The sequence below is a fragment of the Tenacibaculum gallaicum genome (genome assembly GCF_003387615.1).
Classification (GTDB): domain Bacteria; phylum Bacteroidota; class Bacteroidia; order Flavobacteriales; family Flavobacteriaceae; genus Polaribacter; species Polaribacter gallaicus.
This window is the reverse complement of the sequence record NZ_QUNS01000001.1, coordinates 311,056-327,587: the sequence shown is the minus strand read 5'-3', so window position 1 is coordinate 327,587 and position 16,532 is coordinate 311,056. Positions and strand designations below refer to the sequence as shown.

Genomic DNA, 16,532 nt, shown 5'->3' with positions numbered 1-16,532 from the left:
ACTTTATCTTTATTTCCTTTTCGGAACTGTTTCTCTTTCTATTTTAGTACGCTTTCTACCGCTATTCCTTACAGCTGGTTTTGTAGTACTTGTTTTTTCTCCTTTTAAATATTGTATAAATTCTATACCAGAAAAAATATATGTTGTTCTTGAACTTACGTGTTTTAATCGTATTGTTTCGTCATTTATAACGGTTAAATCAAACTCTTCAGTATCTCCGTTATCATAATTAAGTGTTAAATATTTTAGGTTGTTTTCACCTGTAACATTTCTGACAATATAGCTTCCTTCAAAGTCCCAACTTATGTAATCAACATTTGTGCCAAAAGGGTCGTGTGATGAATAGAATGTCACATCATTTTCATGGGTAAACTTTAAATAATGCTCGTTATCAAAAGGGGTTGGTGTACCTCCAGCTTCATCAGTTCTTTCCCAAGCTTTAAACTCTTGTAAAAAATATTCAATATTGTCATAAAATAACATGTCATAATCAAATGTATCTACTTGGTATCCTACTAGATAATAACTCACATTTTGAGACAAATCATCAATTCTAATTTCATTACTAGAAAGTTGAACAACATCAAAATCAAAACGACCATCAATATTGTGTCGAGTTTCTAAAACTGTACCATAAGTATCATAATTACCAACGATAACCCCTAGTCCGTTGCCTGTTTTACCAACATCAACAATATTGTTATTCGCATACATGGTTCCGTTTAAAAAAGAAATGGTAAAAGCTCTTGATAAAAAAGGTACTTCGCCACTACCTGTAGTTCTGTGATAATCTACATACCATAAATCATAACTTGAAATATATTGATGTAATGAAAAACTATCATCTACAATATCATTTCTTACAACACACGACGTAAGTGTTACACCACTAATAAGTAGTACTAAAAGTAATTTTATACGTTTCATAAGCATTCGTTTTATGATTATGCTAATAAGTTTTCAAATTACGTGCCAAAAATAAAAAACACCTCTTTTTGAGGTGTTTTTTATTACTTTTTAATAAGGTTTTATTGCATAAAGACGTTGTCTTTTTTTACAATGTTTTCTACTTTTACATAGTGTATTTTCTCACCTATTACATAAGAAACCATTGCTTCATTTTCTTTTAAATTAAAGGGAAATTCTTCTGTTGGAGCATTTGGGGTGTTTCCAAACTCTTTTTTAGGATCAGCATGTAAAATAATATCTTTTCGATCATCACCAAGTGAGGTTTTATAGCGTGCAGCGATAAACTTTTTATCATTATGCTGTTCAACAACAGCTTTGGTAACTCTATTTTGAAAATATACTTTTTGAAAATCAACAGACTCTTCAGTAGCAAAATAAATAATTAAGTTAGTAGAGCTGTAGCTACCTTTTACACCACCAGTTACATGAGAATAACTTGCTGATTCTATTTTGAAAGGATGATTGTTTTCCATTTTTACACTTGCGCATTTCGTAAAACTTAAAGCTAAAATTAAGATTCCAATTAATTTCATAGAGTTGTTTTTTAATGTTTACATTTAGATATTCAAGGAGTGTGCCAAGTCACAAATATAATCAGATTTATATGAAGTTGAATTTCAGTTATTGGGAATTAAAAGAATGGTTTACAAATGTTGATTTTACTGTAGTTGGAAGTGGAATTGTAGGGCTAAATTGTGCATTACAACTGAGTAAAAATTACCCGAAAGCCAAAATTCTTATTCTTGAAAAAGGAGTATTACCGCAAGGAGCTAGTACTAAAAATGCAGGATTTGCTTGTTTTGGGAGTTTATCAGAGTTAATTGATGATTTAGAAACACATACTGAGGATGAAGTTTTTAATTTGGTAAAAAAACGATGGGAAGGCTTACAACTTTTAAGAACTATACTAGGTGATAAAAACATCAATTTTCAACAAAATAAAGGATATGAATTGTTTTTAACAAGCGAGTTATATGAATCGTGTTTGCATAAAAAAGAAGCTATAAATAAGCTTTTACAACCGTTATTTTCTTCAGATGTTTTTACTGTTGATGATAATAAATTTCATTTTAAAAAGATTTATCGAAACTATATTACCAATAATTTTGAAGGTCAGATTGATACAGGTAAAATGGCTGCAAAGTTGTTAGAAAAAGTGTTGTCTTCAGGAATCAAAATCATTAATACTATTCATGTTGAAAACTTTATTGAAAACAATGAGCAAGTTGCAGTAAAAACAAATCAAATAACGTTTAATACCAAAAAGCTATTTATTGCTACCAACGGGTTTGCAAATCAGCTATTAAACGAAAAAGTGCAACCAGCAAGAGCACAGGTACTAATTACCAAGCCAATTGAAAATTTACATATCAAAGGAACCTTTCACTTAGATAAAGGGTATTATTATTTTAGAAATATTGATGATAGAGTTTTGTTTGGAGGAGGGAGGAATCTTGATTTCAAAGGTGAAGAAACTACTGATTTTGGACAGACAGTACTTATTCAAAACAAGTTAGAGGAAATTTTAAAAACGACAATCCTACCAAATACCAAAGTTGAAATTGAACATCGTTGGAGCGGAATTATGGGAGTTGGAAATCAAAAAAAAACCATAGTAAAACAGCTTTCAAATAATGTTTTTTGTGGAGTTCGTTTAGGTGGAATGGGGGTTGCTATAGGAAGTTTGGTAGGGAAGGAGCTAGCCGAACTTATGGATTAATGTTGTTTAGAGAGGTAAAAAAATGAATATTAAAGAAGAATTATATAAACAATGTGAGTTGTATGTGAATAAACGTTTACAAACAGTAGAAGAAACGATTACCTCTCATCAAAAAGCTTTGCAATCAGAAACAAAGAGTTCTGCAGGAGATAAACATGAAACAGGTAGAGCAATGCTACAGTTAGAAATGGAAAAAGCGAGTCAGCAACTTAGTGGAATTTCTCAAATGAAAGAAACACTAGCTAAAATTAATACAGAGATGACTTCAAAAAATGCTCATTTAGGTAGTGTGGTTATAACCAACTCAGCCATAAATTATTTTATTAGTGTAAGTGTAGGTTTGTTAGTTGTTGAAAATAAAAAATACTTTGCTGTATCTCCATCTTCACCCATAGGAAAGTTAATCTTAGGAAAAAAAGAAGGAGAGTCTTTTGAGTTTAACGGAGGGAAAAGTACCATTAAAAAAGTTTTTTAAAGCATAAGGTAGGGTAAAATAAAAACTACTTGTTCTAAATGCAGGAAAGGTTGTTATAACCAGAACAGAAAAAGAAGCTATAATACACTTTTATCTTTTGGTGTTTAGACGGTAAGGGTGTATTTTTTTTAAGCAATTTATTTTAAGATAGTTGAGTAATAATTATTGAGATAGTTATTATTGGTTTAAAGAATCTCTTTTAACTTAAAAGAGATTCTTTTTTTATACTCAATACTCTCAAAGTGATTTATAAAAATTGATTGGTTATTATAAGCAACTTCAATTAGCCAATATCCTCCTTTAAAATAAGATTTTAGTACAGTTCCTTTTAATTTTGATGACTCTTGAGTAATCTCAAGTAAATTTGGGTATAGCAGTAGTGTTTGCTTGTTAATAGTAAGTTCATTTACATCATCAAATAATGATGCAATATATTTTTCATTAGGATGTTTGTATAGGTTTGATGGACTGTTGTATGCAATGATTTGATGGTTGCGAATTACCATCATAGTATCAGCAAAAGAAAGTGCATCATTTCCGTCGTGTGTTGCAACAATGCAGGCAATGCTTTTCTTTTTTAAATAAGCAAATAACCGTCTTCTTAAAGAGTTTTTTTTAAAGTTGTCTATTTGACTAAAAGGTTCATCTAACAATAATAATTTAGGTTCTTTTGCAAGAGCCCTTGCTATGGCTACTCGTTGTTGCTGTCCGCCACTTAAGTTTTTAACTTTTTCGTTAGCCAATTCAGTCATTTCAATAACTTCAAGTAATTCTTGAGTTCTGTTTTCTGCTTCTTTTGGGTAAAATCTAGATAAAAATTTCTTAATGTTTTCGCTTACCGAGGTAAAAGGCATTAGATCGAAATCTTGCGCTACGTATTTAAAAAACTCCATACCAGGAACAAGGTAATGTTCAGGCCCTAATATTTGTGTATCGTTCCAGTGTAAACTTCCATGATCAACATCGAGTAATCCATATACAATTTTTAAAAGGGTAGATTTCCCACAACCGCTTTCACCCATTACACAGAGATGCTCTCCTTTTTGAAGTGTAAATTGGATGTTTTCTAAAGTTTTTTCTTTTGACGGATAAGTGAATGAAATATTGTTTACTTGTAGCATAGCTACAAAAGTAATTGTTTAGTTATAAACAAAAAACCGATACTCTCTGTATCGGTTTTGTTTTTAAGCGCTTCTTTCTACGTAACGTATAATGCTTTTTGCTACATCTTTTTCTGTAGCTTTTTCTATACCTTCTAAACCAGGAGAAGAATTGACTTCTAAAATTAACGGACCTCTATCTGACTGTAACATATCTACACCAGCAATACCTAATTTCATTGCTTTTACAGCTTTTAAAGCAGCGTTTTCTTCTTCATCAGTTAACTCTATAATTTCTGAAGTTCCTCCTCTATGTAAGTTTGATCTGAACTCTCCTTCCTTTCCTTGACGCTTCATAGCTCCAACAACAACACCATCCACAACAAAAACACGAATATCTGCTCCTTTAGCTTCTTTAATATATTCTTGAACAATTACACGAGCTTGTAAGCCGTTAAAAGCTTCTATAACAGATTCTGCAGCTTTTTTGGTTTCTGCTAACACAACACCTAAACCTTGTGTTCCTTCTAAAAGTTTAACAATTAAAGGAGCTCCTCCTACTTTTTTGATGATTTCAGAAGTATCTTTAGAGTAATTGGTAAAAACGGTTTTTGGTAGCCCTAAATTTGCTCTTGAAAGCACCTGTAAACTGCTCAGTTTATCTCTAGATCGTACTAAAGCCTGAGATTCTACAGCAGAAAACACCTTCATCATTTCGAATTGACGTACTACAGCAGTACCATAAAAAGTAACTGAAGCACCAATACGTGGTATAATAGCATCAACATCAGTTATAAGTTCATGATTGTACACTATAGCAGGCTTCTTTTTTTCAATAATAAGGTCACATTTAGTATGGTCTAATACGACCATTTCATGCCCTCTTTTTTCGCCCGCTTCTACTAAGCGTTTAGTTGAATATAATTTAGGGTTTCTAGAAAGAACAACAATTTTCATTTTTTATATTTCTTTTGATGTGATGTTTTTTTGTGAAACGTCCACAATAAATTTTTTGTTTAAAAATTTTCTACCAATTAATACTGGATAATTCATTTTACCTCTATCTGATAGCGATAGCTTTATTTTATATTTTTTTCCATAAAAAATAGCGGAGGTGGAAACAACATACCTTTTTTGTTTTTTTCCATTTGAGCTTCTTATGCTTTTAACTTTATATTTTGTTGTTTGGAGCAATTTATTATTATATCTTTCTGTCTTAGGACATAATAGTATAAACTCTAATACACCGTCTTTTTCTTCAATATGTTTGCAGTGTATCGCAGAAGTATAAGCTCCTGTATCAATCTTTACGGGCAAATCTTCTATTTCCCAGTTTAAAAAGGATATTTTTTCAACCCTTCCAATTAGTCTCATTTTTTAAAATTAAGGTGAGCGAATTACTTACTATTTTTTGAAATATACAATACTCTATTATTAATTTTTTAAAATAAAAAAACCAGTGCTTATACACTGGTTTAAAGGTACTTATTTTTTTATTGAATTTACCAAATTCTTACACGATCTTCTGGTTTTAAATACATTTTATCTCCTTCTTTAACATCAAATGCTTCATAGAAAGCATCTACGTTTTTAAGAGGCATATAGGCTCTGTATTGCCCTGGAGCATGTGTATTTGTCATAATCAAGTTTTTAAGAGCTTCATCACGCATTTTTGTTCTCCAAATAGTTCCCCAAGAAAGGAAGAAACGTTGTTCAGGTGTATATCCATCAATTTTTTCTGGACGACCATTTTTTCCTAAGAAAACCTGTAATCCTTCATAGGCAGCTTGTACACCCCCTAAATCACCAATATTTTCTCCTAAAGTATATTCTCCATTTAAATGCATGCTATCAATAGCAATAATATCACTGTATTGTTTTATTAATTTAGCACCTGCTATTTTAAATTTTTCAGAATCCTCTTCTGTCCACCAGTTTTTAAGGTTTCCATCACCATCAAAACGAGCACCAGAATCATCAAAACTATGAGAGATTTCATGACCAATAACAGCTCCAATTCCTCCATAATTTACAGCTTCATCAGCTTTGTAGTTATAGAAAGGAGGTTGTAAAATTGCTGCTGGGAATACGATTTCATTGTTTACAGGGTTAAAGTAAGCGTTTACTGTTTGAGGAGACATTCCCCATTCAGTTCTATCCACTTCTTTACCTAACTTAGCCATATCTTTTTCAAAGTTCCACTTACGAACGTTTACAGCATTGTCAAAATATGTACCACCTTCATCTAATCCTTTAACAAGTAAAGCAGAGTAGTCTTTCCATTTATCAGGGTATGCAATCTTAACAGTTAATTTGTGTAATTTTTCTAAAGCTTTTTCTTTTGTTTCTTCACTCATCCATGGTAATTGCGCAATACGTTTTTCGAAACCTAACATTACGTTGTCAATCATTTCCTTAGCTTTTTGCTTCGCTTCAGGTGGAAACTTTTCATCTACATATAATTTACCTAAAGCCTCACCAATAGCTCCATTTAAGTTTGCTAAAGCACGCTCGTTTCTTGGGCGTTGTTGTTTAGCACCACGCATTTCTTTGCTGTAAAATTCCCAGTTTGCAGTTTCTAAATCGGTAGATAATAAACCTAATGAGTTGTTAATAGCGTTCCAACGTAATGATAATTTAACCGTTTCAATAGGACTATTCTTAAGAACATCATTCATTGCTTTGAAGTAACCTGGATCTGTAACAATAATCTTTTCAAGACCTTTAGCACCATCTAACCCTTCAAGATCAACACCAATTCCTTTTAAATGAGCTTCCCAATCGATTACTGGAGCTAACTCAGTTAATTCAGCAATGGTCATTGGGTTGTAAATTTTACGTGTATCTCTACGTTCTTCTTTAGTCATTCTAGGCTCTGCTAAACTTTTTTCGAAAGCAACTATAGTAGCTGCATTTTCTTTAGCTGTAGCCTCATCATCACCAAACTCTTGTAACATTTTAGCTACAAATACTTCATATTTTTCAAGTTTGTCTTTTACCTTTTCATCTACATAGTAATCTCTTGATAAACCAAGTCCACCAGCTCCCATGTAACCAGCATTCATACTACTGTTCTTAAGGTCGTTAAACACACCAAAACCATAAAAACCAGCACCCCCATAAGGAGCCATGTTGGTAATGAATGTTTGTACGTCGTTTAAGTCTTTAATTTCTTCAATTTTTTCAAGAAAAGGTTGTACTGGAGCTTTACCAGCATTGTTTCTAGCTACGGTATCCATAATGGTTTCGTAGTAGTTTACCGCTTTTTCTTGGTCAGAATCTATCTCTTTTCCTTCAGCATCTTTTACTTTTGGGAAGTTACCTTCTTCAATAGCTTTGTTTAAGATAGCTAATACATCTTTGGTAGTAGTTTTTCTTAATTGATTAAACCCTCCCCAAGAAGTTTCATCTGCAGGAATTTCGGTATTGTCAATCCAAGAACCGTTAACATATCTAAAGAAATCATCGGTTGGTTTAACCGAGGTATCCATGTTTTCTAAAACAATTGCCTGTACTTTCTCTTCAGGCTTTTTGTCTGTTTTACATGCAATAACCCCTAAAGAAGCAACTGCAGTAGTAAACAGCATTTTTTGAATGGTTTTCATTTTTAATGTTTTTTGAATGAATCTTAATTTTAACAAACTACCTCGAGGATTTTGCCTCGAGGTAGTAAATTTACTCTAAATAAGAGTGTATTTTTATAAAATTGTTACAGTTTTTAACTTTTTATTTTAGATTTTGGTGCATTAGGTAACGATTCAAACCCCATATTAAACAAGGTGAAACCAAAAATATCAGAGTATTGTTCAATAGTTTTTGCTACAGGAGTTCCTGCTCCGTGACCAGCATTGGTTTCAATTCTAATTAAAATAGGATTGTTTCCTTGTTGCTTGTCTTGTAATTCAGCAGCAAACTTAAAACTGTGCGCTGGTACTACACGATCATCATGATCTCCAGTTGTTATCATGGTTGCTGGATACTGAGTATTTTCTTTCACGTTATGTACAGGTGAATATCCTTTTAAATATTCAAACATTTCTTTGCTTTGCTCAGAAGTTCCATAGTCATAAGCCCAACCAGCTCCTGCTGTAAATGTGTGATAACGTAACATATCTAGTACTCCTACCGCAGGTAAAGCTACTTTCATTAAATCAGGACGTTGCGTCATCGCAGCGCCTACTAATAAACCTCCGTTAGAGCCTCCTCTAATTGCTAAATAATCAGATGAAGTATAGTTTTCTTTGATTAAGTATTCAGCAGCAGCAATAAAATCGTCAAATACATTTTGTTTTTTTAATTGTGTACCTGCATTGTGCCATTTTTTACCATATTCACCACCACCACGTAGGTTTGGTACAGCATACACACCACCTTGTTCCATCCAAACTGCATTTGCAATACTAAAGCTAGGTGTTAAACTTACATTGAATCCTCCGTAACCATATAAAATAGTTGGATTTTTACCGTTTAATTCTAAACCTTTTTTATAAGTGATAATCATAGGAACTTTCGTTCCGTCTTTTGAAGTGTAAAATACTTGCTTGCTTTCATAATTATCTGAGTTGAATGAAATAGCAGGTTTCCAGTATAATTCATAGGTTCCATCTTCTGGATTGAACTTGTATGAAGAACCTGGGGTGTTGTAGTTGGTAAAAGAGAAATATAATTCTTTAGCGTCAGTTTTTCCACCGAAACCACCAGCAGTTCCCACTCCTGGTAATTTTACTTCACGGATTAGTTTTCCGTCGAAATCATATTGTACTACTTTTGAAACAGCATCTACCATATACTTTGCAAAGAAATATCCAGCTCCTGTTGAAGGAGATAGTACATTTTCTGTTTCAGGAATAAAATCTACCCAGTTTTCTGGTGTAGGGTTTGAAGCATCTACGGTAACAATTTTTTTGTTAGGTGCATTTAAGTTGGTTACTAAGTATAGTTTACTTCCTTTGCTATCAATTACACCAGTATCGCTATCAAAATTGTCAATGATAGGAGTTAATTTACTGTTTGAACTGGTTAAATCTTTAATGAATAACTTGTTTCCAGAAGTTGAGGTAGAAGCAGATACTAATAAGTATTTATTATCCTCAGTTAAATATCCACCAACATAACGGTGTTTTTCTTCTGGAGTAGCCCCAAAAATAACCTCATCAGAACTTTGTGGGGTTCCTAATTTATGAAAGTATAGTTTGTGTTGATCTGTTTTTGCAGATAATTCACTTCCTTTAGGTTTATCATAACTAGAGTAGTAAAAACCTTCGTTTCCTTTCCAAGCAATTCCAGAAAACTTTACATCTACTAAAGTATCTTCTTTGATTTGTTTAGTCTCTGCGTCCATAACAATAACCTTTCTCCAATCACTACCTCCTTCAGAAATTGCGTAGGCTACAGTTTTTCCATCTTTGGTAAAACTTACAGAACCTAATGATGTTGTTCCATCTTCAGCAAAAGTGTTAGGGTCTAAGAAAACCTCTTCTTTACCATCTTTATCTTTTCTATATAAAACATATTGGTTTTGTAGTCCGTTGTTTTTATAAAAATAAGTATAATCACCTTCTTTAAATGGAGTCCCTACTTTTTCGTAGTTCCATAACTCAGATAAACGGTTTTTTAATTGCTCGCGATATGGAATTTTGTCTAAGTAATCGAAAGTAACTTCATTTTCTGCTTTTACCCAAGCTTCAGTTTCGTCACTTCTATCGTCTTCTAACCAACGATAGTTATCGGTTACTTTAGTATCAAAATATTCATCTACAACAGGTTTTTTAGCTGTTTCTGGATAGTTCACACTAATATTGTTTTTAGGTTGCTTTTCTTCTTTACAAGAAACTAAAATTGTTCCTGCACAAATAATGGGAAGAAGGATTTTTCTCATGATTAAAAAATTGGTTAATTTGACCAAAGTTAGAAGAAAAACAATCATAGCTATTGATTTTAAGACGATTTTAACAAAAACAGCCGTGTAAACCTATTGAAATAAAAACGACTACCTTTACCTAACTACAATATTGAAATAAACATGACTGAAAATTTAAACAAAGAAGCTTTTTTAAAAAAGGTTTTTAACTATGAAGAAAACAAAGAGTGGAAATTTGAAGGAGGACTACCTGCTGTAATTGATTTTTATGCTGATTGGTGCGGACCATGTAAAGCACTTGCTCCTGTTTTAGAAGAATTAAGTGCAGAGTACGAAGGAAAAATTAATATTTATAAAATTGATACAGAAGCAGAACAAGAATTATCTGCTGCTTTTGGAATAAGAAGCATTCCTTCTATGTTATTTTGTCCTGCTAACGAGGATCCTCAAATGGCTCATGGAGCGTTACCAAAAAAACAAATTGAACAAATAATTGAAGACGTTTTAAAGGTTGAAAAATAACCTTAAAAAAGAAGAATATAAGAGTTTAAAAAGTGACACATTTTGTGTCACTTTTTTTATGTAAAAACACAAAATAAGAAACTCAGTGAGTATCACTTATCAAGCGTTTTTTTAAATTTTAAAGTATTGATTTTAAAGTTTTTGTAAAAACATAAAAATGTTGTAAATTGAAGAAGGAAAAGTAATTTGTTAAAAACTTCAAGGGATTTGTGAATAAGTATAGCTTTCAGAATTTAGCAATTTTTCCAATCTTTGTTTCTATCTCAGGGAATAAAAAATAACACACTAAAAAGAGCTTAAAAAGCATGGCATCGATTGAACCAATTTTACAAGAAAATAAAGACAGATTTGTAATTTTTCCAATTCAACATAACGACTTATGGGAATGGTATAAAAAGCAACAAGCATGTTTTTGGACTGCAGAAGAAATTGACTTACATTCAGACTTAACGGATTGGAATTCTAAATTAACAGACGATGAACGTTACTTTATTAAGCATGTTTTAGCATTTTTTGCGGCATCTGATGGAATTGTAAACGAAAACTTAGCGGAAAACTTTGTAAATGAAGTTCAATATTCAGAAGCAAAATTCTTTTATGGTTTTCAAATCATGATGGAGAATATTCATTCTGAAACGTATTCATTATTAATTGACACGTATATTAAGGATGAAGAAGAGAAAGACAAGTTGTTTAAAGCAATTGATGTTTTTCCTGCCATAAAAAAGAAAGCAGATTGGGCATTAAAGTGGATAGAATCTGATTCGTTTGCTGAGCGTTTAATTGCTTTTGCAGCAGTTGAAGGAATTTTCTTTTCAGGATCGTTTTGTTCAATTTTTTGGTTAAAGAAGCGTGGATTATTACCTGGATTAACATTCTCAAACGAGTTAATTTCTCGTGATGAGGGTATGCACTGTGATTTTGCTGTACACTTACACAACAATCACTTAGTAAATAAAGTGCCAAAAGAAAGAATTAAAGAAATTATTATTTCTGCTTTAAATATTGAAAGAGAGTTTATTACCGAATCTTTACCTGTGAGTTTAATAGGTATGAATGCTACGTTAATGACACAATATTTAGAGTATGTTACCGATAGACTACTTTTAGAATTCGGATGTGAAAAAGAGTATGAGTCTACCAATCCATTTGATTTTATGGAAATGATTTCATTGGAAGGGAAAACTAACTTTTTTGAAAAAAGAGTATCAGAGTACCAAAAAGCCGGAGTAAAATCTGGTGGTACAGGAAGCATCAGCTTTGATGCAGATTTTTAGGAACCAATAAACTGCTATTTCCCCTACATGCAGTATTACTCAGCTAGAGCACTTTTTCTAGTGCTTTAGCGTTATAATCGTTTCAAAAAGAAACAAACTAGTATTAACATTTTACATGTTGTCTAAACAACTATGTTTTGACGACGCTATTAACCAAAAAACCAATATCAATATGTATGTAGTAAAAAGAGACGGCAGAAAAGAGCCTGTGATGTTCGATAAAATCACAGCAAGGGTTAGAAAAATGTGTTATGGATTAAACAAGATTGTTGATCCAGTAAAAGTAGCAATGCGTGTTATTGAAGGGCTGTATGATGGGGTAACTACTTCTGAATTAGATAATTTAGCGGCAGAAATTGCTGCTACAATGACAACTGCACATCCTGATTATGCGAAATTAGCAGCGAGAATTGCCGTATCTAACTTACATAAGAACACCAAAAAATCGTTTTCGGATACAATGACCGATTTATACGAATACATCAATCCACGTACAGAAAATAAAGCTCCTTTATTATCAGATGATGTGTATAAAATTATTATGGATAACGCTGATAAGTTAGATTCGACAATTATTTATAGTCGTGATTTTAACTACGATTATTTTGGTTTTAAAACATTAGAAAGATCTTATTTATTAAAGCTAAACGGAAACATTGTTGAGCGACCACAACAAATGTTAATGCGTGTTGCTATAGGGATTCATAAAGAAGATATCGACGAAGCAATTGCTACATACGAATTAATGAGTAAAAAATACTTTACTCATGCAACACCAACGTTATTCAACTCAGGTACACCAAAACCACAAATGTCATCTTGTTTCTTACTACAAATGCAGGATGATAGTATTGATGGAATTTACGATACCTTAAAGCAAACAGCAAAAATTTCACAATCAGCAGGAGGTATAGGTTTATCTATTCATAATATCCGTGCTACAGGAAGTTATATTGCAGGTACTAACGGAACTTCAAACGGAATTGTACCAATGCTACGTGTATTTAACGATACAGCACGTTATGTAGATCAAGGAGGAGGAAAACGTAAAGGTTCTTTCGCAATGTATTTAGAGCCTTGGCATGCTGATATTTATGATTTCTTGGACTTAAAGAAAAACCATGGTAAAGAAGAAATGCGTGCACGTGATTTATTCTATGCTATGTGGATTTCAGATTTATTTATGAAACGTGTACAAGAAGATGCTGACTGGACGTTAATGTGTCCACACGAGTGTCCTCATTTATATGACACGTATGGTGAAGAATTTGAGCGTTTGTATACAAGTTACGAAGCAGCTGGTAAAGGAAGAAAAACCATTAAAGCACGTGATTTATGGGAGAAAATCTTAGAATCACAAATAGAAACAGGTACTCCGTACATGTTATATAAAGATGCAGCAAACCGTAAGTCAAATCAAAAGAATTTAGGAACAATCCGTTCTTCAAACTTATGTACTGAGATTATGGAGTATACTGCTGATGATGAAGTAGCAGTATGTAACCTAGCTTCTATTGCAATACCAATGTTTGTTGCTGAAGATGAAAATGGAAATAAGTTTTTTGACCACAAAAAGTTATTTAAAGTAACTAAAAAGGTTATCAGAAACTTAGATACGGTAATTGATCGTAACTATTACCCTGTAAAAGAAGCAGAAAACTCTAACTATCGTCACCGTCCAGTAGGATTAGGGATTCAAGGATTAGCAGATGCTTTTATTATGTTGCGTTTACCATTCACTTCAGAAGAAGCGAAGAAGTTAAATCAAGAAATCTTTGAAACCTTATATTTTGCTTCAGTAACCTCATCGATGGAAGTAGCAAAAAACAAAGGAGCCTATTCAACTTACGAAGGATCACCAATGTCACAAGGAGAATTTCAACACAATATGTGGGGAATTAAAGATGAAGAATTAAGCGGTCGTTGGGATTGGGCGAAGTTACGTAAAGAGGTAAAAAAACACGGAGTTCGTAATTCATTGTTAGTAGCACCAATGCCTACAGCATCTACATCTCAAATTTTAGGAAACAATGAAGCTTTTGAACCATATACTTCTAATATCTACACACGTAGAGTATTATCAGGAGAGTTTATTGTAGTGAATAAGCACTTACTAGAAGATTTAGTTGAGTTAGATTTATGGGATAATAATATGAAAGAAGATATTATGCGTGCCAATGGATCTATCCAACATATTGAAGCTATTCCACAAGAGTTAAAAGATTTATATAGAACTGTTTGGGAGATGAGTATGAAAGATATTATTGATATGGCGCGCCATAGAGGATATTTTATCGATCAATCTCAATCGTTGAACTTATTCATGCAAGATCCTGATTATGCAAAGCTAACCTCTATGCATTTCTATGCTTGGAAATCTGGATTAAAAACAGGAATGTACTACTTACGTACAAAATCTGCAGTAAACGCGAAGCAATTCACATTAAATATAGAAAAGAAAGAAGAGGAAAAACCAATGAGCCCAGAAGAATTTAAGGCCATGGTTGAAGCTTCTAAAGAAGCAGGCCCAGATGATTGTTTAATGTGTGGATCTTAAGCCAAAAATAAATCAAAAGTGATAAAGAGAAGTTGAAGGACTTCTCTTTTTTAGTATTTTCGAAAAAATTTTACTCTAATGATGAACTGGGAACAACTCCTTTCTTTAAAACGTTTTGGTGATATCCAAAAACGTGAACGTGCACAACAAGATGAAACACGTTTAGGTTTTGAGGTAGATTTTGATAGAATTATATTTTCATCGGCTTTTCGTAGCCTACAAGATAAAACACAGGTAATCCCATTATCAAAAACTGATTTTGTTCATACACGTTTAACCCACAGTTTAGAAGTATCGGTTGTAGGGCGTACGTTGGGGCGTAGAGTAGGTAAGGAGCTGTTAGAACGTCATCCACATTTAAAAGAGTTAGGGTATACCTTTAACGATTTTGGAGCGATTTTAGCTGCTGCATCTGTAATGCATGATATTGGGAATCCACCATTTGGACATTCAGGAGAAAAAGCGATTGGAGAATATTTTAAAACAGGAAAAGGGCTTCAGTATAAAAATCAATTAACCGATTCAGAATACCAAGACCTAATAGATTTTGAAGGAAACGCCAACGGATTTAAAATCCTTACAGAAAATAGAGATGGAGTTCAAGGAGGTTTACGTTTGTCGTATGCAACCCTAGGAGCTTTTTTAAAGTATCCTAAAGAGAGTTTGCCAAAGAAACCTACCACCCATATAGTAGATAAAAAATACGGGTTTTTTCAGTCAGAAAAAGAAGCTTTTTTAGATGTAGCACAAGATTTAGGTTTATTAAAAAAAGAATCTGGAGGTGTTTCTTATTATCGTCATCCATTAGCGTATTTAGTAGAAGCAGCTGATGATATTTGTTATACAATTATCGATTTTGAAGATGGTATCAATCTAGGTTTAATTGAAGAAGATTATGCCTTAGAGTATATGATTAAATTGGTGAAAGACACCATTGATAGCAAGAAATATCATTCATTGCAACATACAAAAGACCGTGTAAGTTATCTACGCGCTTTAGCCATAGGAGTGTTAATTAACGAAGCAGTAGCTATATTTTTAGATAATGAAGAAGCTATTTTAAAAGGGACATTTGATAAAGGTTTATTGGATAAATGTAAATATGAAGCACAAATTAATGACATTATCAAAATAAGTATCGATAAGATTTACAGAAGTAAAGAAGTTGTTGAGAAAGAAGTTGCAGGATATAAAATTATTGCTGATTTACTAGATGTTTTTGTAACGGCTTTAAATAATAAGTTTGACAGTAAACAATCTAACTATGATAAATTAGTACTGAATTTAATTCCACAAGAATACCAACATAACAAAGAAAATTTATATGATAGAATTATGCAAATTTCTAGTTACGTTGCAGGCTTATCTGATGGGTATGCTATTCGTTTGCATAGAAAAATAATGGGAAATATTAGTTAATAACTCACTACATAAAATAAAAAACGACGCTATCTAGCGTCGTTTTTTGTCTTATTTTTTCAAGTGCTTTTCGGCTACCTTTTCAAGTTCATCATACCAATTTTGTCCAAACTTCCTGATTAACGCTTGTTTTACAAATTTATACACAGGAACACTCAACTCTTTACCTAAAGAGCACGCATCGTCACAAATCTCCCACTTATGATAGTTTACAGCAGCAAACTCACTATAGTCTTTTACGCGAACAGGGTATAAATGGCAAGAAATTGGTTTTTTCCAATCTACAACTCCTTGATTATATGCTTCTTCAATAGCACATAAGGCAGTACCTTTGTCATCAAAAATAACATAGGCACAATCTGCGTCATTAATTAAAGGAGTTTCTAGCTCTCCAAAATCACTGGTAACCCAAGTGCCTTGTTTTTCAATAGCTTCAATTCCTTCTTTTCGTAAAAATGGTTTTATCTTAGGGTAAATTTCTTCCAAAATTTTTGTTTCCTCTTTTTCCAGAGGAGCACCTGCATCACCATCTATACAACAAGCTCCTTTACACGCAGACAGGTTACAGACAAACTCTTTTTCTATAAGGTCTTCTGAAACAATGGTTTTTCCTAATTGAAACATAATTTGTGT

Annotated in this window: 14 protein-coding genes; 6 read left to right on the top strand and 8 right to left on the bottom strand. The window is 32.6% G+C overall.

All coding sequences use genetic code 11. The annotated features are described in order from the left end of the window. Positions 1-9 precede the first annotated feature (9 nt). Both C7448_RS01580 and C7448_RS01575 read right to left on the bottom strand, forming a co-directional pair. Positions 10-927: a hypothetical protein gene (locus tag C7448_RS01580; RefSeq protein ID WP_115899607.1), complete on the bottom strand. Its 918-nt coding sequence runs from the start codon at positions 925-927 to the stop codon at positions 10-12. Positions 928-1,028: 101 nt separating this feature from the next. After that, on the bottom strand, positions 1,029-1,502 hold the full coding sequence (locus tag C7448_RS01575) for a hypothetical protein (protein ID WP_115899606.1): 474 nt from the start codon (positions 1,500-1,502) through the stop codon (positions 1,029-1,031). Positions 1,503-1,579: 77 nt separating this feature from the next. Here C7448_RS01575 and C7448_RS01570 point away from each other — a divergent pair, with 77 nt between their 5' ends. Next, entirely contained in the window at positions 1,580-2,689 is a 1,110-nt protein-coding gene (locus C7448_RS01570; RefSeq protein WP_115900110.1) for an NAD(P)/FAD-dependent oxidoreductase, read from the top strand. A gap of 22 nt (positions 2,690-2,711) precedes the next feature. After that, positions 2,712-3,164: a GreA/GreB family elongation factor gene (locus tag C7448_RS01565; RefSeq protein WP_115899605.1), complete on the top strand. Its 453-nt coding sequence runs from the start codon at positions 2,712-2,714 to the stop codon at positions 3,162-3,164. Between the two features lie 185 nt (positions 3,165-3,349). Here the strand turns inward: C7448_RS01565 and C7448_RS01560 are convergent, their stop codons facing one another. The 5 genes from C7448_RS01560 to C7448_RS01540 all read right to left on the bottom strand — a co-directional run bounded on the left by C7448_RS01560 (position 3,350) and on the right by C7448_RS01540 (position 10,142). After that, positions 3,350-4,285 carry an ABC transporter ATP-binding protein gene (locus C7448_RS01560; protein ID WP_115899604.1) on the bottom strand — a complete coding sequence of 312 codons (936 nt, stop codon included), beginning with the start codon at positions 4,283-4,285 and terminating at the stop codon, positions 3,350-3,352. Positions 4,286-4,348: 63 nt separating this feature from the next. After that, the gene (gene rimK / locus C7448_RS01555; protein WP_115899603.1) at positions 4,349-5,221 is read right to left on the bottom strand and encodes a 30S ribosomal protein S6--L-glutamate ligase; all 873 of its coding nucleotides are present in this window, start codon (positions 5,219-5,221) and stop codon (positions 4,349-4,351) included. 3 nt (positions 5,222-5,224) lie between these two features. Further along, on the bottom strand, positions 5,225-5,638 hold the full coding sequence (locus C7448_RS01550) for an ATP-dependent zinc protease family protein (RefSeq protein WP_115899602.1): 414 nt from the start codon (positions 5,636-5,638) through the stop codon (positions 5,225-5,227). A 128-nt stretch (positions 5,639-5,766) separates the two neighbouring features. After that, positions 5,767-7,869, bottom strand: a complete 2,103-nt coding sequence (locus C7448_RS01545) for a M13 family metallopeptidase (RefSeq protein ID WP_115899601.1) — start codon at positions 7,867-7,869, stop codon at positions 5,767-5,769. 113 nt (positions 7,870-7,982) lie between these two features. After that, positions 7,983-10,142: a prolyl oligopeptidase family serine peptidase gene (locus C7448_RS01540; protein ID WP_115899600.1), complete on the bottom strand. Its 2,160-nt coding sequence runs from the start codon at positions 10,140-10,142 to the stop codon at positions 7,983-7,985. Between the two features lie 144 nt (positions 10,143-10,286). On the opposite strand from C7448_RS01540, the gene trxA reads away from it, so the two are divergent. The 4 genes from trxA (at position 10,287) to C7448_RS01520 (ending at position 15,899) form a co-directional block, all read left to right on the top strand. Beyond that, positions 10,287-10,646, top strand: a complete 360-nt coding sequence (gene trxA / locus C7448_RS01535) for a thioredoxin (protein ID WP_115899599.1) — start codon at positions 10,287-10,289, stop codon at positions 10,644-10,646. Positions 10,647-10,951: 305 nt separating this feature from the next. Next, a complete protein-coding gene (locus C7448_RS01530) occupies positions 10,952-11,923 on the top strand; it encodes a ribonucleotide-diphosphate reductase subunit beta (RefSeq protein WP_115899598.1) in 972 nt (323 codons plus the stop codon). A 172-nt stretch (positions 11,924-12,095) separates the two neighbouring features. Beyond that, positions 12,096-14,480 carry a ribonucleoside-diphosphate reductase subunit alpha gene (locus C7448_RS01525; protein ID WP_115900109.1) on the top strand — a complete coding sequence of 795 codons (2,385 nt, stop codon included), beginning with the start codon at positions 12,096-12,098 and terminating at the stop codon, positions 14,478-14,480. Between the two features lie 81 nt (positions 14,481-14,561). After that, entirely contained in the window at positions 14,562-15,899 is a 1,338-nt protein-coding gene (locus tag C7448_RS01520) for a deoxyguanosinetriphosphate triphosphohydrolase (protein ID WP_115899597.1), read from the top strand. A 51-nt stretch (positions 15,900-15,950) separates the two neighbouring features. On the opposite strand, the gene C7448_RS01515 is transcribed toward C7448_RS01520, so the two are convergent. Further along, entirely contained in the window at positions 15,951-16,523 is a 573-nt protein-coding gene (locus tag C7448_RS01515; RefSeq protein WP_115899596.1) for a DUF3109 family protein, read from the bottom strand. Positions 16,524-16,532: the final 9 nt, after the last annotated feature.